The sequence below is a fragment of the Candidatus Palauibacter sp. genome (genome assembly GCF_965237495.1).
Classification (GTDB): Bacteria; Gemmatimonadota; Gemmatimonadetes; order Palauibacterales; family Palauibacteraceae; genus Palauibacter.
In genome coordinates this window covers 2,291,272-2,308,110 of record NZ_OZ250143.1, presented here as the reverse complement: position 1 = coordinate 2,308,110, position 16,839 = coordinate 2,291,272, and the positions used below count along the sequence as shown (strand labels likewise).

The following is a 16,839-nucleotide window of genomic DNA, read 5'->3' as shown; positions in this document are numbered from 1 at the left end:
GGCGGTATGAGCGAGACGACACAGGCCACCGAACCGATCGTCACCCTGACCCGGGAGGCGGCCGGGAAGGTGAGAGAGTTCCAGGCCGGAGCGGAGGTCGAGGCCGTGCTCCGGGTGAGCGTCATCCCGGGCGGCTGCTCGGGTTTCGAGTACGGGCTGGACATGGACACGACGATTCGCGACGACGATTTCACTTTCGAGTCCGAAGGGGTGCCCGTGGTCATCGACCCGTTCAGCGCGCAGTACCTCGCCGGTCTCTCGATCGGATACCACAGTTCGTTTCAGGGCACCGGCTTCACGTTCGAGAATCCGAACGCGACCGGGAGCTGCGGCTGCGGGACGTCCTTCGCCGTCTGAGCTGCGGGGCCTCGGCGTCCGGCCGGGCCCGGCGGTGCGCGTGAGCGCGCCCGTCCCCTTCCGGGTGGGCCTCACCGGCACGGTGGCGGCCGGGAAGAGCGCCGTGGCCCGCCGGCTGGCCGCGTTCGGCGCCACTGTCATCGACTCCGACGAACTCGCCCGCGAAGTCGTGCGGCCGGGCTCGCCGGCCTTCCGGCAGATCCGCGACGCGTTCGGCGAAGGCGTGATCGGCCCCGATGGGGCCATCGACCGCGCGGCGCTCGCGGGGGCGGTCTTCGGCGACGACGAGGCGCGGGCGCGTCTCGAGCGCATCTCCCACGCGGCCATCCGCGAACTGCGAGCCCGTCGCGTGGCGGAGGTGACGGCCGCCGGCGAGCGCGTGATCGTGGAGGAGATCCCGCTCCTGTTCGAGGTCGGCCTGGAGGGCGACTACGACATGATCGTGGCGGTCGACGCGCCGGCGGAAGCGCGCGAGGCGCGGGCGCGGCATTCGCGGGGCTGGAGCCCCGAGCGCTTCGCGGCCGTCGATGCGGCCCAGCTCCCGGCCTCCGAGAAACGGCGGCGGGCGGACCGCATGCTCGACAACGCGGGCGATCCGGAGCGGCTCGACCAGGCGGCCCGGGAACTGTGGGAGGGCATCCTGGCGGCGGCCCGGTCCCGGGACGGGGGCGCCGCCGCGGGGGCGGAAGACGATGTCTGACGGCCGCCTCGTCGTGCCCCGGATGTCTTCCACGCGGGCCGCCGCTCTCCAGGCGGTTCGGAGCCGCCTGCACGAGGCGTCGTCCGTCGTGCTGACGACGCACGTGAACCCGGACGGCGACGGCATCGGAAGTATGGTGGCGCTGGCGTCGCGGCTCCTGCGGCGTGGTGCGGAAGTCGCCATCGTCACACCGAGCCCTCCCCCGCGTTCCCTCCGCTTCCTCCTCACGGAAGTGCCGGCGTTTGTGGAGCGGGACCCCGCCGCCGCGGATCCGCTGAACCGGGCCGACTGCCTGGCCATCCTCGATACGGCCGAACCGAAGCGCCTCGGCCGTCTGCCGGGGTACGCCGCCCGAGTCGGGGGCGTCCTCATCGACCATCACCCGCCCTCCGGAGCCGCCCTCGTGGACCCCGCGATCCGCGACCCGTCGGCGTGCGCCACGGGGGAACTGATCTTCGATCTCCTGTCGTTCGATGAAGACCCGCTCACCCTCCGCGAGGCGGAGGGTCTGTACGCGGCCATCTCGACGGACACCGGTTCCTTCCGTTTCTCCAACACGAGCCCCCGCACCCATGCCATCGCGAGCGTGCTGCTCGGGGCGGGGGTGGACTCGGGGGCGATGTTTCGCGCCCTGTACGGCGTCTACACCCGCGGCAGGCTCGGGCTGCTGCGGCTCGGTCTCGAGCGGCTCGAGGTCGACCCCCGCGCGCCGATCGCCTGGATCGCCCTCGATCACCGGGCGCTCTCGAGGGTCGGGGCGCGCGGCGAGGACATGGAGGGCCTGGTCGAGTTTCCGCGCCGCCTCGAGGGGATCGAGGTCGGGCTCTTCTTCCGCGGTCTGGCCCCCGACCGGACGAAAGTGTCGCTGCGTTCCAATGGAAGCGTGAATGTGTCCGGCGTGGCGCAACTCCTGGGGGGCGGAGGGCACACGAAGGCGTCCGGCGCGATCATCGAACTCGATCTGGAACAGGCGGTCCGGGTCGTGCTGGATGCGTTGCGTCCGCTCGTGGAGGCGGCCACCGAGCCGGAGCCGCCCTCGCCGCACTGACGGGGGTCGATTGCCTCCGGAAGGGCGTCGTCCATATCTTCGAAGCGCGCCGTTTGCGTTCGGGGACCCGTTTGGGGGTCCCTTGGGAGGGGTCTTGGTGGTGGAGGTGAGATGGACGCGAAGGTGAGGAAGAACATGCCCGGCCCGCGGAACGGGGCGACGGTCGATCCTCGGTCGCGCGCGGCCCGTCTCGGAGACTTGAGCCGGCGGGTTCCCCCGCCGAGCATCGCCGATATCTGGCTTTTCCCGCCGCTCCCCCAGCTCGAGGATTCGTCCGAGTTTCTCCTCTTCACGCGTATCCTCGAGGACGGAAAGCGGGCGCTCTACAGCGCGCGCATGGTCCCGGCCAACGGGACGCCGGCCCATCAGGTGGTGGTGGAGCACGGCCGCGCGCCCGCCGACCGCGTCCCGAGTCTCGTCGCCGGTCTCCAGCGGCGGCTGAAGCAGCCGACGCCGGCGCGACATGTGTCGATCGACGGCGACGACGAGCGCTGGGAGGCGTTTCTGCGGCAGTCCCGCGAGGCCGACGCAACCGATTGATCGCCTCCGGGCGGGACGTTAGCTTCGGAGGTGATCCGAGGATCACCCCCCGGGGTCGATCCGTCTCTGCTTGTTTCTGGACGGTGTGATATTGCAGTGAGCCCTCCGAACACGCCCACCCGAGGCGTGACTCCGGAAGAGTTGCGCCGTGCCCTGGAAGCCCGGGGGCAGCGGTTCACGACCCAGCGCGCGGCCGTGTACCGGGTGCTGTCGGGTACAACGACGCATCCGACCGCGGACGACGTGTTCACCTCGGTTCGGGAGCGCGTCCCCGACATCAGCCTCGCCACGGTGTACAAGGCGCTCGAGGCGTTCGTCACCTGCGGGGTCGCCCGCAAGCTCTCGCTCGGCGCCGGCCCGGCGCGGTACGACGGCCGCACCGACGAACACGAGCACATCCGCTGCCTCTCGTGCGGGCGCGTGCAGGACATCGAGGGTCTGCGCCCCCGCGACTGGATGCAGGGTCTTTCCGAGATGACGCCCTTCGACGTCGTCGGCTATCGTCTCGAGCTGGAGGGCTACTGCCCCGACTGCCTCCACTGACCGGAACGGATCTGCCCTCCGCCCTCGCCGGGCACGAGTGGACCGACCGGCACAACTTCCTCGACCTCCCGCCCTCCCTCTCCGGATGGGACGCGTCCGCCGTCATCATCCTGCCCGTCCCGTACGAAGCCACGACGAGCTGGGGGACCGGTACGCGGGAAGGCCCGGCGGCGATCATCGAGGCCTCCCGCTACATCGAGTGGTACGATGAGGAACTCGATTCCGAGCCGTACGAAGTCGGCGTCTGCACGCTCCCCTCGATCGACCTCGGTACGGAGGGGCCGGAACTGGCGGTGGCGAGGCTCCGCGCGCTGTACGACGATCTCCTCGAGGCCGCCGGGGACCGCTTCGTCATCGGGCTGGGCGGAGAACACTCCATCTCGAGTGCGCCGGCCACGGCCTGGCTGGACCGGCTCGGCGGCGACGTGACGATCCTCCAGTTCGACGCCCACACCGACCTCAGGGATCGTCACCACGGCTCGCCGTGGAACCATGCCTGCGTGATGCGGCGCGTGCTGGAACGCAGCGCGAACATCGTATCGGTCGGCATCCGGGCGCTCACCCTGGAGGAGCGCGACATCATCCGCGACCGCGGACTCGAGGTCGTCTTCGCGCACGAGATGCGGCGTCCGGGGTGGGTCGAGCGGGCGCTCCGGGCGCTGGGGGAGAACGTCTACATCACGTTCGACGTGGATTTCTTCGACCCGTCGCTCATGCCGGCCACGGGCACGCCCGAGCCGGGCGGGGGCGGGTGGTGGGACGCCCTCGACCTCCTCTCCCGGGTCTTCCGTGAGCGCAACGTGGTGGGGGCCGACCTCGTCGAACTCGCGCCGCGCCGCGGCGAGGAGGCCTCGGCCTTCACGGCCGCGAAGCTCGCCTACAAGATGATCGGGTTCCGGGCCGCGCGAGGCTGAGTCAGGCGCCGGCGACGCGCCGCCGCTCGAGGCTCTCGAGTTCCTGCTCCACGAGCTGGCGCCGGAGCAACCGGGCGTAGGTACCCTCGGCCGCGATCAGATCCTCGTGCACGCCGCGTTCCACGAGCCGTCCATCGTCGAGGACGAGAATCAGGTCGGCGGTACGGACCGCGGATACCCGGTGCGACACGATGATTGACGTCCGCCCGGACATATAGTCGCGCAGCGCCTCCAGGATCGCCGTCTCCGTCTCCGAGTCCACGGCCGAGAGGGCGTCGTCGAGGATCAGGATCGGCGCGTCGCGGTGGACCGCGCGGGCCAGCGTGGCGCGCTGTTTCTGCCCCCCCGAGAGGTTGATGCCGCGCTCGCCCAGACGGGTGTCGATCCCGGTGGGGAGGACGGCGAGCGTCTTCTCGAGCTGCGAGACGGCGAGCGCGCTCCGCAGTTCGTCGGTGAGCGGCGCCCCCGCCGCCTCCTCGCCCTGGCGCAGTTCGATGTTCGTCCTCAGCCGCATGCTGAAGAGGAAGGGTTCCTGCGGGACGAAGGCGATCGCGTCCCGGAGAGCCTCGAGCCGGATCTGCCGGATGTCCGCGCCGTCCACGCGGATCGTGCCCTCGGTCACGTCGTAGAGGCGGGGGATGAGCGCGGCCAGCGTCGACTTCCCGCTCGCCGTGGCCCCCACGATGGCGACCGTCTGGCCGGGTTCGATGCGGAACGAGAGGTGGTGGAGGATGTCGCGCTCTCCGCCCGGATACCGGAAGGAGACGTCATCGAACTCCACCGCGCCGCGCGGAGCGGGGAAAGCGACCGGCGTCTCCGGGTCGCGGATCCCGGGCGCGATCCCGAGCAGTTCGTTGAGCCGCCCCATCGACGCGGCCCCGCGCTGGAAGAGGTTGGTCACCCAGCCGAGCGCGATCATCGGCCACATGAGCAGCGTGAGGTAGAAGGAGAAGGCGACGAAATCGCCGAGGCTGATCGCCCCCCGGAGTACCTGTCCGCCGCCGAACCAGAGCACGACGACGGCGCCGACGCCCGTGAAGAACATGAGCGAGGGATGGAACATCCCCCACACGCGGGCGATGCTGAGGTTGAGCGACTTGTAGTGCCGGTTCAGGGCCTCGAAACGGTGTGCCTGCGCGTCTTCGCGCACATACGCCTTCACGATGCGGGCGCCGGCGAGGTTCTCCTGCGCGAAGTTGGACAGCTCCGAGAACTGGGCCTGGATCTTCTCGAAGCGCTGATGGATCTGCCGGCCGAAGATGAATACGACGGGGGGGAGGACGGCCATCGGGATCATTGCCCACAGCGTAAGCATGGGGTCGATCCAGATCATCAACCCGAGGGCCAGCGTGGCGACGGTGGCGGTGTTGACCGCGTACATGATCGCGGGGCCCGCGACCATGCGGACCGCCTGCACATCGTTCGTGGCCCGGCTCACGAGGTCGCCGGTGCGCCACGCGTCGAAGAACTGCGGCGGGAGACGCATGAGGTGACCGAAGAGATCCCGCCTCAGATCGGTCTCCATCCGACGGCTGAGGCCGTTGAGGAGCTTCCGCATCCAGAACCGCGTGACGCCGGCCAGCACGGAAATCCCCGCGAGCAGCGCCGCGTAGCGCAGGATGAGTTCGGGGCGGAGTTCCTGTTCCAGCGTGTCGATCGCCATCTTGAGTACATAGGGGGCCGCGACGGTGAACAGATTGCTCAGGATGACGAGGACGAGCCCGGCCGAGATTCCCAACCGGTACGGGCGGAAGTAGGGTAGCAGCGTGCGAAGGGATTTCAAGGCATCTCCGGTGGACCGGCCGAGCGGACGCGGCGGATGGCAATGGTCGCCCGGCGCGCCGTCGAACGTACGCGCGCGCCGGGGGCCGTACAATGACAGGAAGGAAGCTTGATGACTGCAAACCGGGGCATTGAACGCCTCTTCGCGTCGGGCGCGGCGACGCTCGCGACGATCGCTCTCGCGGCGGGTTGCGCGCCGGAGATCGTCCCCGATCGGGCGCAGACGGAAGGGGATGCGGGGGAGAACCCGCCCCCGGCGTCGCCCGTGCGGCGGGCTCCGGCCGCGCCGGACACCGAAACGACGGAAGGTGGAGCGCCCGCCGCCGAGGGCGGGAACGAGGCCGAGGTCTCCTTCACGATGATCCAGGTCAGAGCCGGCGCCGAGTTCGAGATCGAACTCATCGATCCGATCCGCGTGGGTGAACAACGCCCCGGGGACCGTTTCAGGGCGGGGGTGATCCGGCCGCTGATCGAGAACAACATGGTTCTCGTGCCTCTGAACTCGCTCGTCGAGGGCGCGATCACCGCGATGGAGATATCGGGCGACGGGGGTGAAGCGATGGTCAAGCTCCGCTTCGTCGACGTGCTCTTCAACGGGCGGAAGTGGCCGATATCGGCGTCGGTCGTCGCGATCGATCCCGCGGGGTTGGGCGCGTGGGCCGACGAGGCGGCGACGGAGCCGATCCTGGGTCGCGTGATCGGGGGCGGTCGTCGAGGGTTGGTCGTCGGAGCGGCGGCCGGCGTGGCGCCGGGCACGGCGATCCTGCTGTCGGCGGGGGACGCGGCCCCGGGGCTCGAGCCCGGGGCGATCCTGAGGGTGCGGCTGGACGAACCGTTCGTGTTCGGGATCCCCGCCATGTGAGTCCGTTACTTCGCCATGGGCGTCCGGACACCCACCCTGGGGCAGTCGGGCTCCAGCGGGCATTCGCCGCAGCGCGGGGCGCGGGCCAGGCAGAGAGCGCGCCCGAAAGTGATGAGGAGCATGTGCATCCGGAATCGATCTGCGGGGGGCACCCGATCGGCCAGGATCGCGTGCGTCCGGTCGGCGGAGGCCCGCGGAGGGGCCCATGCCAGGCGGCGGGCGATGCGCAGGACGTGCGTGTCGACGGGGAGCACCGGCCGCCGCAGCGAGAAGCAGAGCACGCAGGCGGCGGTCTTCACGCCGACGCCGCGGAAGGTCGTCAGATAGGCGATCGCCTCGTCGTCGTCCATCTCCCCGAGGTGGTCGAGCGACAGCCGGCCGACCTCGGCGGCGAGTCGTTCGAGGGCGTGGAGGATGGCCGGCACCTTCCGGTTCGCCAGCCCCGCGACGCGGACGGCGTCCTGCAGCGCCTCCGGGCCGGCGCGCAGCACGGACTCCCAGCAGATCGAGACGGGTTGGCCGGAGTGTCCCGAGGGGTTTTCGCCCCCGGGCGGCGGCTCGCGCGGGAACCGTTCGGCGAGGTTGCGCCAGGCACGGTCCCGGTTCCGGTCGGTCGTCGACTGGCTCAGGATCGTCAGGATGAGTTCGTCGAGCGGAGCGAGTCGCGGCTTGTCGGGGACGGGGAACCGTCGAGCGAGGCTCCGGAGGACGAGACCGGCCTCCGGGCCGGGAGGTATATCCCGTGCGGAACTCACCCTGGCGCGTCCCTCCTCTCCGGGCCGTCGCGACTCCCGCGGCCACGGCGAACCTTCTAGGTTGGCCCGCAGTGTACCCTGACGCCGGATCCCCCGGCAACGAATCCCGAGGTCGGATACGTTGGATCCCCGCCTCACGGAGGCGCGCAATCCGCGCACCCGCGCGATCGATCGGGCCGACAGCGTCACGATCGTCCGCCTGATCCAGGCGGAGGACCGGGCGGTGCCGGAGGCCGTCGCCTCGCAGGCGGAGGGGATCGCGCGTGTGGTGGACGACATCGTCGAGCGCTTCCGCCGCGGGGGGCGCCTCGTGTACGCGGGCGCCGGGACGAGCGGCCGACTCGGGGTCCTCGACGCGGCGGAATGCCCGCCCACGTTCGGCGTCGACCCGAGCCTCGTGCGGGCGATCATCGCCGGAGGGCCGGGCGCGCTCGTGCAGAGCGCCGAGGGGGCCGAGGACTCGCGGGCGGGCGGGGCGGAAGCCGTTCGCGAGCTGGGGGTCGGGCCCGCGGATCTCGTGCTCGGGATCGCCACCTCCGGGACGACCCCGTACGTCCTCGGGGCGCTGCGCGAGGCGGCTTCGCTCGGCGCGGGGACGGCCTTCCTCGGCTGCACGGAGCCGGCGCGGGAAGTCGCCGACCTGGTGGACCACCTCATCCTCCCGCTCGTCGGTCCCGAAGTCATCGCCGGCTCCACGCGGATGAAGGCGGGGACCGCGACGAGGCTCGTGCTGAACGCGATCACGACGGCGGCGATGGTCCGCACCGGGCGCGTGTACGAGAACCTCATGGTGGACCTGCGGGCGCGCTCCGCGAAGCTCGTCGACCGGGGGATTCGGATCTTCACGATGGTGACGGGCGCGTCGCGCGCGGAGGCCCGGCGCGCGTTGATCCGCACGGGCGGCGCCGTGAAGACGGCGCTCGCGATGCACGCGCTCGGCGTCGATCGGGCGCGTGCCGAACGGTAGCTGGATTGCGTCGACGGCTTCCTCGGCCTGGCGATCGAGCGTTTCGGCGGCGGCCGGCGACCCCGCTATAGCGGCTACCCGCCGGCGCCGGGCTGGCCCGATGGCCCTGAACTCCTCGCCCGGCTGGGCGAGGCGCCCGCCCGCCTCGCCGCCGCCCGGGAGGCGGACGCGGCGGCGGACGCGGCGGGCCGGGGGGTGCCCGCGCGGCGAACGGCCTGGAGCCCGGGCCGGCACGCCGCGCACCTGGCGGCGTTCGAGCGGGAGGCGGTGCGGCCCCGCATCGAGGGCTGGCTCGGGGAGCCGGGCGACCCGGCGCACCCTCCCGCTTTCGACGGCTGGAGGGGGGAGGAACCGGCGCCGGAAGCGGCGTTCGAGGCCGCGCTCGAGGCCTTCGCCGAACAGCGGAGGGCCAGCCTCGCCGCCCTCCCGCAGCCGCTCGAGGCCGCGCTCGGCCGCCGCGCCCGGATCGGAGACGAGACGCTGACGCTGTACCAGTTCCTGCGCGGGGTCGCCCAGCACGACGCGGCGCACGAGATGAGAATCCGGGAGCGGGTGCATCCGGCGCTGCTGGCGGGGGAGGACGCATGACGATGTGGGTGGGGGTGATGTCCGGCACGTCACTCGACGGGATCGATGTCGCGATCGTCGAAACGGAGGGGGGTCGCGAGCGGCCGCGGAACTGGCGCGTCGTCGCCTTCCGCACCGAGCCGTACGAGGCCGCGACACGGCGCGACATCGAGGCCGCGATCATCTCCGGGAGCGCCGCCTCGATCTGCAGCCTCGACTTCGAGCTCGGTGCGCGGATCGGCGCCGCGGTGCTCCGTACGCTGGCCTCGGCCTCGCTCGGACCGGGCGACGTCGAAGCGATCGGGAGTCACGGACAGACCGTATGGCACGAACCCCCGACCGGGGCACGGCGCGGCGCCACGCTGCAGCTGGGCCAGGCGGCCGTCATCGCGGAGGCGGCATCGTGCGAGGTCGTCTCGGACTTCAGGGTGCGCGACATGGCGGCCGGGGGGGAGGGGGCGCCGCTCACCGCCTACACCGACTGGCTTCTGTTCCGGGGCGACGAACCGCGTGCGATCCAGAACATCGGAGGGATCGGAAACGTGACCGCGCTCCCGGCGGCGTCGAGCGAAGATCCGCCCCAGGCCTATGACACGGGCCCCGGCGTCGTCCTCATCGATGGGGCGGTCGAGCGCCTGACCGGCGGCGCGTCCCGCTTCGACCTGGATGGAGGGCTGGCCCGCCGCGGCGTTGTGAGCGAGGCGGCGCTCTCGGAGTGGCTCGCCGACCCCTTCTTCTCTCAACCGCCTCCGCGGTCGACGGGCCGCGAGCGCTTCTCGCGCGCACGGCTGCTCGAGTGGTTGGACCGGCACGCCGCGCTCTCCCCCGAGGATGCGGTCGCGACGCTCACCGAACTGACCGCGCGCACGATCGCAGACGCCCATGGCTGGCTCGAAGGGAGGCCGGCGGCGTGCTATCTGTGCGGCGGCGGAGCCCGGAACCCGGTCCTCGCCGCGCGGCTCGAACGGCTCCTGTCGCCGCTGCCCGTCCGCGACCTCTCGGTGCTCGGCCTCGATCCGGACGCCCGGGAGGCCGTCGCCTTCGCGCTCCTCGCGCGGCAGCATGTGCTGGGGTTTCCCGCCAACGCCCCGTGGGCGACGGGCGCGGACGGCCCCCGCCTCCTCGGCGCGCGGACGCCCGCATGACAGGTTCCTGCGCCGATCCGGCGCGGGTCGTCATCGAAGCGCTGCGGCTCGACCGCTGGTCTCCCCGCGAGGTCGAGGCGCGGGCCGACCGGGGACTCGAACTCGGCGTGGGAGGCTTCATCCTCTTCGGTGGGGAAGCCGAGCGCGTCGGGCGTCTCGTTGAGCGGGTGCGGGAGGGTGCGGGGCGTCCGCTCTGGATCGGGGCGGACCTCGCGCGCGGCGCGGGGCAGCAACTCCGCGGCCTGACCGAGCTGCCGCCGCCGGCCGCCCTCGCGGCGCACCCGGACCCGGAAACCGCCGTCGCGCAGGCGGGTCGGACGACGGCCGAGGAGGCGCTCTCGGTCGGCATCAACTGGGTGATCGCCCCGGTCCTCGACCTCGACGTGGAGCCGGACAACCCGATCATCGCCACGCGGAGCTTCGGTTCCGATCCCCGGCGCGTCGGCGAACTGGGCGGCCGCTGGATCGACGCCTGCCAGTCCGCCGGCGCGGATCGCCGGGCTGTGGGGGGTGGTCGCGACGGATTTCTTCCAGTTCTTCCTGGCGCTCCTCGGCACCTTCCTGGCCTATCTCGGGATCCAGTGGTGGGCCTTCCGTCGCTCCGGCGGCGGCGGCGAGTTCGTCCAGCGCCTCCTCGCCTGCCGCTCCGAAGCCGACGCGGAGCGGGCCGCGTGGCTGTTCGTGTGACTGCACTACGTGATCCGGGCCTGGCCGTGGGTGCTCGTCGGGCTCGTGGCGGTGGTCGTACTCCCGGACCTCGCCGATCCCGACCTGGGCTATCCGATCCTCATGCGGCGCTACCTTCCCGCCGGCCTGCTGGGACTCGTCGTGGCCTCCTTCTTCGCCGCCTTCATGTCCACCGTCTCGACACAGATCAATTGGGGCGCGAGCTATCTGGTGAACGACCTTTACGGACGCTTCATCGCCCCCGAAGCGTCCTCCGCCCGACTCGCATGGATGGGGCGCCTCGGCTCGGCCTTCATCGTCGCGGCGGCCACGACCGCCGCCTTCTTCGCAGACGACATCGGAGCGCTGTTCCGCTTCATGATCGCCATCGGCACCGGGCCCGGGGCGGTGCTGATCCTGCGCTGGTTCTGATGGCGGGTGAACGCCGGGGCCGAACTCGCCTCCATGCTGGCGGGCTTCGCGATCGCGCTCTGCTCGTACCTTCCCGCCTTCGGCGCGATGGAGTTCGGCACGCGGCTCGCGGTGACCGCCTTCGGGTCGGCCGCGGTATGGCTTCCGGTGATGTGGTTCACGCGCCCCGAGGAGCCGGCGACGCTGCTCGCCTTCTACCGGCGGGTTCGCCCGGCGGGGCCGGGCTGGCGTGCGATCCGGGCTCGCGCGGGGGTCGCGCCGGATCTCCCCCTCGGCACGGCGCTCCTGCGCACGGCCGCCGCCACCCTCCTCCTGTTCGGCACGATGTTCGCCCTCGGAGGAGCCCTGCTGCTGGAGCCGGGAGGGGCCGCCCTCGCCGCCGGCGTGGCGGGACTCGACGGAGCCTGCCTCTGGAATCTCCACCGCCGTTCGCGGCTTGACCACTAGATATGGTGTCGTTATCCTGTCGGAGCCCCCACATATAGCGGTGTGTGTCGAAAAGCCGGGGGTTTTTTTGTGGAAAAGCTGTGGAATTGTGGGAAACGACGGGCCTCGCCTCCACAAGCGATGAGGCACTCGAATCCGATTCGTCGCGGGGGTGGCGGGCACCTCGCGGGGCAAGGCTCGACCGGCCTAGGCCGGCATTCGACTCGCGCGGTCATCGGGTCCCGGCCGAAGCCGGTCTTGCGGATGGGTCGGCCTAGGAAGCTGTGAGAACGGGGAAACGAGGAAAACGATGAATCCACCGGAGGTGGCGGTGCGGACGGGCGGGCCGGCGCAGGCGCCGGCGCAGGCGGATGGGACGAGAGGATCCGACGCTACGCCGGCCGGACTCGCCGAACCCCGGCTCACGGACAACGCCCGCACGGTCCTCGCGCGACGGTATCTGAAGAAGGATGACAGCGGGGATCCGGTGGAGGAGCCGTGCGACCTCTTCTGGCGGGTGGCCCATGTCATCGCGTCGCAGGACGGCCGCTACGGCGCCGCGGATGAAGCGATCCGGGAGTGCGCCGAGCGCTTCTACCACCTGATGGCCGCCGGCATCTTCGAGCCGAACAGCCCCACACTCATGAACGCCGGGCGTCCGCTCGGTCAGCTCTCGGCGTGCTTCGTGCTCCCCGTCCCGGACAGTCTCGACGGGATCTACGAGACGCTCCGCGACATGGCGCTCATCCATCAGAGCGGGGGCGGCACGGGCTTCGGATTCAGCCGCGTGCGCCCCATGGGGGACGTGGTCAAGTCGACCATGGGCGTGGCGAGCGGCCCGGTCAGCTTCATGGAGGTGTACGACGCGTCGACCGAGGCCGTGAAACAGGGCGGCACGCGACGCGGCGCGAACATGGGGATCCTGCGGGTCGACCACCCGGACATCCGCCACTTCATCGACTGCAAGGCGGACAAGACCCGGATCACGAACTTCAACATCTCCGTCGGCGTCACGGACGCCTTCATGACGGCGGTCCGCACGGGTGCGGATTACAACCTCCTGAGCCCGCGCACCGGCGACGTGGTGGACCGGCTGAACGCCGAAGAGGTGTTCTCGAAGGTCATCGTCGGCGCATGGCGGAACGGCGAGCCCGGCGTCTTCTTCGTCGACGAGGCGAACCGCTACAACCCGGTGCCTCACCTCGGCGACTACGAGGCGACGAACCCGTGCGGGGAGCAGCCGCTCCTGGCCTACGACGTGTGCAACCTGGGTTCGATCAACGTCGGCTACTTCGTAGACGATGAAGGGCAGGTCGACTGGAACGCGCTCGGCGAGGCGGTGCACGAGTCGACGCGCTTCCTCGACAACGTCATCGACGCCAACCGGTATCCGCTCGCGAAGATCGAGGACCTGTCGCACCGCATCCGCCGGATCGGTCTCGGGATCATGGGCTGGGCCGACATGCTGGTGCGGATCGGCGAACCCTACGGTTCGGAGCGCTCCGTCGAACTGGCGCGGAAAGTGATGCGCTTCGTCGATGAGGAGTCGAAGTGCGAGTCCGAGCGGCTCGCGGCCGAGCGCGGCGTCTTCCCCGAGTGGGAGCAGTCCATCTGGGGTCCCGACGAGACGTGCCCGCGCGACGCGGACGGCCGGCGGATCCGCCCCGAGCGCCGGCTTCGCAACTGCAACCTGACCACGGTCGCCCCCACGGGGACCATTTCGATCATCGCGGGGTGTTCAAGTGGCATTGAGCCGCTGTTTGCCGTCGCGTTCATGAGGAACCAGGCCGGCGTGCTGATGCCGGACGTCAATCCAGACTTCGTGCGCCGTGCGAAGGAAGAGGGATGGTACTCGGAGGAGTTGATGCGACGCATCGCCGACGAAGGCCATATCCACTTCGATGAAGTGCCGGGGGACGTACAGGGGATCTTCGTCACGGCGCACGATGTCATACCGGAACAGCACATCCGGATGCAGGCGGCTTTCCAGGAACATTGCGATTCGGCGATCTCGAAGACGTGCAACTTTCCGACCGCCGCCACGCAGGAAGATGTGCGGGAGATCTACGAGCTGGCGCACGCGCTGCGCTGCAAGGGCGTGACCGTGTATCGCGACGGGTCACGCGACGAACAGGTGCTCTCCACCGGCCGGACCGCGAAGGAGGTGCAGCGCCAGACGAGCGAGAGCGGCTCGGCGGTGGCGGCCGATGGCGTCAGGCTCGAAGCCGTGGACCTCGATCCGCAGGTCGCCGGAGAACTCGCGGATTCGATCTCCCGCCTCGCCGCCCTCGAAGCCCAGAACCGGGAACTCGAGGCGCACAACCGGAAACTCGAGCAGACGGTCGAGGAGGAGAAGCGTCGGATCGCCGAACTCGAGGGTTCGAAGATGCGCCGCGTGGCGATGCGGCAGCGCCCGGCCGTGCTCCGGGGTCACACGCGCCAGATCGCGTCCCCGCTCGGAGCGATGTACGTCACGATCAACGAGGACGACCAGGGACGGCCGTTCGAGGTGTTCGTCGCGCTCGGCAAGACGGGCGGGGCCGCGATGGCGGATGCGGAAGCGATCGGCCGGTTGTGTTCGCTGGCGCTGCGCTCCGGCATCCCCCTCCGCGACGTGCACAAGCAGCTGCGCGGAATCTCTTCCGACCGGGCGGTCGGCATTGGGCCGAGGAAGGTCCTCTCCGGCCCCGACGCGATCGCTCAGGTGATCGAGCGCTACCTCGAGGAGAAGGAAGGCATCCAGCAGACGCTCCCCATCGAGGAGGTCGAGACCGCCCGGAACAGGAACGCCAACGGCGGCGCGCGGACGGCGGAGCGCCCCGTGATCGAGCGCTACCAGGAGTCGGCGGCTCGGATGTTCCTCGGCGTGTGCTCGGAATGCGGCAGCAGCCTGGTGTTCGAGGAGGGCTGCGCGAAGTGCTACGCTTGCGGCCACAGCGAGTGCGGATGACCGTTCGGTTGTAGATTCACCGGGACGGGGAGCGCCCCTTCCGCCCCCGTCTCCGGAGCGCCGCGATGATGCCCCGCGACGCACGAACTCCATCGCTGCGGGGGAGCCGCTTGAACACACCCTCCACGTCACGTCGCGCGACGACACCGGTCGATATCGGAGGCGTTCCCGTGGGTGCGCCCCACCCCATCGTCGTCCAGTCGATGACGAACACCGATACCGCGGACGTGGACGCCACCGCACGGCAGGTCGGGGAGCTGCACGAGGCGGGCTCGGAGATCGTCCGCATCACCGTGAACACGCCGGGCGCCGCCGCGGCCGTACCGCGGATCGCGGAGCGCCTCGCCGACCGCGGCGTCGATGTCCCGCTGGTCGGCGACTTCCACTTCAATGGACACATCCTGCTGCCCGGCCATCCCGACTGCGCCCGCGCCCTCGCCAAGTTCCGCATCAATCCCGGCAACGTGGGACGCAAGCGCCGGGACGAGCAGTTCGCGACGATCGTCCGCTGCGCGATCGAGCATGACAAGCCGGTGCGGATCGGGGTCAACTGGGGGTCGCTGGACCCGACCCTCCTGACCCGCCTCATGGACGAGAACGCGGTGCGGGACGAGCCGCGCGATGCCCACCGCGTGACGCTCGACGCCATCGTCGAGAGCGCCCTCCGCTCGGCCGAAGCCGCCGAAGCCCTCGGCCTCGCACCGGATCGCATCGTCCTCAGCGCGAAGGTGTCGCGCGTACCGGACCTCGTGACGGTGTACCGCGAACTCGCGTCACGCTGCGACTACCCCCTGCATCTCGGGCTCACCGAAGCGGGCATGGGGCGCAAGGGGACGGTCGCCTCCTCGGCCGCGCTCGCCATCCTCCTCTCGGAGGGGATCGGCGATACGATCCGCGTGTCGCTCACGCCTGAGCCCGGCGCCGACCGCGCGGAGGAGGTGCGGATCGCGCAGCAGCTCCTACAATCGCTGGAGCTGCGGAGCTTCAAGCCCCAGGTGACGGCGTGCCCGGGCTGCGGCCGCACGACGAGCACCTTCTTCCAACAGCTGGCGCTCGATGTGGAGCAGCACATCGCGGACCGTCTCGCGGCGTGGCGCGACCGGTATCCGGGCGTCGAGGAGCTCTCGGTGGCCGTGATGGGGTGTGTCGTGAACGGGCCCGGCGAGTCGAAGCACGCGGACCTCGGGATCTCGCTGCCGGGCGTCGCCGAGGCGCCGACCGCGCCCGTCTACATGGACGGCGAGCATCATTCGACGCTGCGAGGCGAGGGAATCGTGGACGAGTTTCTGCAGATTCTCGACGGGTACGTGGAGCGGCGGTTCGCCGGGTGACCCGTGAGGGAGGCTTGCCCCGGGGCGGTCGGGGCGGTTAGTCGCGGGCCTTCTGGCGGCGGCGGCGGCGGCGGCGGCGGCGCTCCGCGGCCTTCATCTTGCGACGGCGGGCCTCGCTCGGCTTCTCGTAGAACCGGTGCTTCTTGATGTCCCGGAAGATCCCGGCCCGCTGGACCTTTCGGCGGAACTTCCGCAGTGCGCGGTCGAGTTCTTCGTTGTCGCGTAGCGTATACTGCAAGTGTGCTCCTCCTCCCGGGCAGGGTTAGCCTCCAATTGTAGCGACCCGCGCGAAGGCGCGTCAAATATTCCGCCGGGGCGGGGAGAACCCCAGGGACCCCGGGCGCGGCCGGCGCCAGGGAGAGAGGGCGCTCGAAGTTTGCATCGAGAGCCGGTGACGGCCTATAGTGTGTTCAGGAAGCCCGGGGACCGTGTGGCTGGGGTGGGGAGAATCTAGAAGATTGTCCATGCCTTCCGGCAACACGGTCTTTTGCGTCTCTGACTGCGACGTAAGGAGACTGGATATGGCATCTCGGCTTGCCATCTCTTCGGACGGCACCTTCGAAGTCGAAGGGAACGCCTACTTGATCCCCTTCGAGTTCTCCGCCCGCGAAGTCTACAGTTACCGCCGACTCATAGAGCCGATACCGGACATCCCCGGCGGCACCAGCCTCAATCCGGAACAACGCCGGCGGCAGCGCGCTTACTTTCTCCGGCGGGCCGCTGCCTGTATCATCCCCGGCTTGCAGGTGAAGTCCCTCGAGGGGCTCCCGCTCGGGCAACTGCAGAACATGCACGAGTGGATCGTAGCCCACCGACCTAACCTCTCGGAGGTCGCCCGACTGCCTGGATAGGAC

At 70.5% G+C, this 16,839-nt stretch carries 19 protein-coding genes and 1 pseudogene; 17 read left to right on the top strand and 3 right to left on the bottom strand.

What is annotated here, in order from left to right; all coding sequences use genetic code 11:
• The first annotated feature begins 6 nt into the window (after positions 1 to 6).
• The 6 genes from ACPXY0_RS10140 to speB all read left to right on the top strand — a co-directional run bounded on the left by ACPXY0_RS10140 (position 7) and on the right by speB (position 4,102).
• Positions 7 to 357, top strand: coding sequence for a HesB/IscA family protein (locus ACPXY0_RS10140; RefSeq protein WP_419942276.1), 351 nt, complete (start codon positions 7 to 9; stop codon positions 355 to 357).
• Positions 358 to 397: 40 nt separating this feature from the next.
• Positions 398 to 1,057 carry a dephospho-CoA kinase gene (gene coaE / locus ACPXY0_RS10135; protein WP_423924418.1) on the top strand — a complete coding sequence of 220 codons (660 nt, stop codon included), beginning with the start codon at positions 398 to 400 and terminating at the stop codon, positions 1,055 to 1,057.
• Positions 1,050 to 2,105 carry a DHH family phosphoesterase gene (locus ACPXY0_RS10130; protein WP_423924417.1) on the top strand — a complete coding sequence of 352 codons (1,056 nt, stop codon included), beginning with the start codon at positions 1,050 to 1,052 and terminating at the stop codon, positions 2,103 to 2,105. The genes coaE and ACPXY0_RS10130 overlap by 8 nt, the downstream gene beginning before the upstream one ends.
• A gap of 111 nt (positions 2,106 to 2,216) precedes the next feature.
• A complete protein-coding gene (locus ACPXY0_RS10125; RefSeq protein WP_423924416.1) occupies positions 2,217 to 2,645 on the top strand; it encodes a hypothetical protein in 429 nt (142 codons plus the stop codon).
• Positions 2,646 to 2,741: 96 nt separating this feature from the next.
• The gene (locus ACPXY0_RS10120) at positions 2,742 to 3,188 is read left to right on the top strand and encodes a Fur family transcriptional regulator (RefSeq protein WP_423924415.1); all 447 of its coding nucleotides are present in this window, start codon (positions 2,742 to 2,744) and stop codon (positions 3,186 to 3,188) included.
• Entirely contained in the window at positions 3,098 to 4,102 is a 1,005-nt protein-coding gene (gene speB / locus ACPXY0_RS10115; protein WP_423930652.1) for an agmatinase, read from the top strand. The genes ACPXY0_RS10120 and speB overlap by 91 nt, the downstream gene beginning before the upstream one ends.
• A gap of 1 nt (position 4,103) precedes the next feature.
• On the opposite strand, the gene ACPXY0_RS10110 is transcribed toward speB, so the two are convergent.
• Complete coding sequence (locus ACPXY0_RS10110) at positions 4,104 to 5,885, bottom strand: ABC transporter ATP-binding protein (RefSeq protein WP_423924414.1); 1,782 nt, start codon at positions 5,883 to 5,885, stop codon at positions 4,104 to 4,106.
• A gap of 111 nt (positions 5,886 to 5,996) precedes the next feature.
• Here ACPXY0_RS10110 and ACPXY0_RS10105 point away from each other — a divergent pair, with 111 nt between their 5' ends.
• The gene (locus tag ACPXY0_RS10105; RefSeq protein ID WP_423924413.1) at positions 5,997 to 6,746 is read left to right on the top strand and encodes a hypothetical protein; all 750 of its coding nucleotides are present in this window, start codon (positions 5,997 to 5,999) and stop codon (positions 6,744 to 6,746) included.
• A gap of 5 nt (positions 6,747 to 6,751) precedes the next feature.
• Here ACPXY0_RS10105 and ACPXY0_RS10100 read toward each other — a convergent pair whose 3' ends face one another.
• Entirely contained in the window at positions 6,752 to 7,501 is a 750-nt protein-coding gene (locus ACPXY0_RS10100; protein ID WP_423924412.1) for an endonuclease III domain-containing protein, read from the bottom strand.
• 121 nt (positions 7,502 to 7,622) lie between these two features.
• Between ACPXY0_RS10100 and murQ the strand changes: the two genes are divergently transcribed.
• From murQ to ispG, 9 genes and pseudogenes are all read left to right on the top strand, one after another.
• Entirely contained in the window at positions 7,623 to 8,468 is an 846-nt protein-coding gene (gene murQ, locus ACPXY0_RS10095; protein WP_423924411.1) for an N-acetylmuramic acid 6-phosphate etherase, read from the top strand.
• A 195-nt stretch (positions 8,469 to 8,663) separates the two neighbouring features.
• A complete protein-coding gene (locus tag ACPXY0_RS10090; protein ID WP_423924410.1) occupies positions 8,664 to 9,056 on the top strand; it encodes a DinB family protein in 393 nt (130 codons plus the stop codon).
• On the top strand, positions 9,053 to 10,180 hold the full coding sequence (locus ACPXY0_RS10085) for an anhydro-N-acetylmuramic acid kinase (protein ID WP_423924409.1): 1,128 nt from the start codon (positions 9,053 to 9,055) through the stop codon (positions 10,178 to 10,180). The genes ACPXY0_RS10090 and ACPXY0_RS10085 overlap by 4 nt, the downstream gene beginning before the upstream one ends.
• A pseudogene (locus ACPXY0_RS10080) lies at positions 10,177 to 10,608 on the top strand (glycoside hydrolase family 3 N-terminal domain-containing protein); the annotation flags it as partial. The gene ACPXY0_RS10085 and the pseudogene ACPXY0_RS10080, both read left to right, overlap by 4 nt.
• An 82-nt stretch (positions 10,609 to 10,690) precedes the next feature.
• On the top strand, positions 10,691 to 10,867 hold the full coding sequence (locus ACPXY0_RS10075) for a hypothetical protein (RefSeq protein ID WP_423924408.1): 177 nt from the start codon (positions 10,691 to 10,693) through the stop codon (positions 10,865 to 10,867).
• Between the two features lie 9 nt (positions 10,868 to 10,876).
• Positions 10,877 to 11,278, top strand: a complete 402-nt coding sequence (locus ACPXY0_RS10070) for a sodium:solute symporter family transporter (protein ID WP_423924407.1) — start codon at positions 10,877 to 10,879, stop codon at positions 11,276 to 11,278.
• A 6-nt stretch (positions 11,279 to 11,284) separates the two neighbouring features.
• The gene (locus ACPXY0_RS10065; protein ID WP_423924406.1) at positions 11,285 to 11,725 is read left to right on the top strand and encodes a hypothetical protein; all 441 of its coding nucleotides are present in this window, start codon (positions 11,285 to 11,287) and stop codon (positions 11,723 to 11,725) included.
• Between the two features lie 289 nt (positions 11,726 to 12,014).
• Positions 12,015 to 14,654: a vitamin B12-dependent ribonucleotide reductase gene (locus tag ACPXY0_RS10060; RefSeq protein WP_423924405.1), complete on the top strand. Its 2,640-nt coding sequence runs from the start codon at positions 12,015 to 12,017 to the stop codon at positions 14,652 to 14,654.
• Positions 14,655 to 14,722: 68 nt separating this feature from the next.
• Complete coding sequence (gene ispG / locus ACPXY0_RS10055; RefSeq protein WP_423930650.1) at positions 14,723 to 15,985, top strand: flavodoxin-dependent (E)-4-hydroxy-3-methylbut-2-enyl-diphosphate synthase; 1,263 nt, start codon at positions 14,723 to 14,725, stop codon at positions 15,983 to 15,985.
• Positions 15,986 to 16,022: 37 nt separating this feature from the next.
• Here ispG and rpsU read toward each other — a convergent pair whose 3' ends face one another.
• Positions 16,023 to 16,223, bottom strand: a complete 201-nt coding sequence (rpsU, locus tag ACPXY0_RS10050) for a 30S ribosomal protein S21 (RefSeq protein ID WP_419942263.1) — start codon at positions 16,221 to 16,223, stop codon at positions 16,023 to 16,025.
• A gap of 283 nt (positions 16,224 to 16,506) precedes the next feature.
• On the opposite strand from rpsU, the gene ACPXY0_RS10045 reads away from it, so the two are divergent.
• Positions 16,507 to 16,836: a hypothetical protein gene (locus ACPXY0_RS10045; protein ID WP_423924404.1), complete on the top strand. Its 330-nt coding sequence runs from the start codon at positions 16,507 to 16,509 to the stop codon at positions 16,834 to 16,836.
• Positions 16,837 to 16,839 lie beyond the last annotated feature (3 nt).

Bases quoted from the DNA above. Each gene is read 5' to 3' on its own strand.
- ACPXY0_RS10140 (WP_419942276.1), top strand. From the start codon at position 7: ATGAGCGAGACGACACAGGCCACCGAACCGATCGTCACCCTGACCCGG.
- ACPXY0_RS10130 (WP_423924417.1), top strand. From the start codon at position 1,050: ATGTCTGACGGCCGCCTCGTCGTGCCCCGGATGTCTTCCACGCGGGCC.
- ACPXY0_RS10125 (WP_423924416.1), top strand. From the start codon at position 2,217: ATGGACGCGAAGGTGAGGAAGAACATGCCCGGCCCGCGGAACGGGGCG.
- ACPXY0_RS10105 (WP_423924413.1), top strand. From the start codon at position 5,997: ATGACTGCAAACCGGGGCATTGAACGCCTCTTCGCGTCGGGCGCGGCG.
- ACPXY0_RS10085 (WP_423924409.1), top strand. From the start codon at position 9,053: ATGACGATGTGGGTGGGGGTGATGTCCGGCACGTCACTCGACGGGATC.
- ACPXY0_RS10045 (WP_423924404.1), top strand. From the start codon at position 16,507: ATGGCATCTCGGCTTGCCATCTCTTCGGACGGCACCTTCGAAGTCGAA.
- ispG (WP_423930650.1), top strand. From the start codon at position 14,723: ATGCCCCGCGACGCACGAACTCCATCGCTGCGGGGGAGCCGCTTGAAC.
- ACPXY0_RS10060 (WP_423924405.1), top strand. From the start codon at position 12,015: ATGAATCCACCGGAGGTGGCGGTGCGGACGGGCGGGCCGGCGCAGGCG.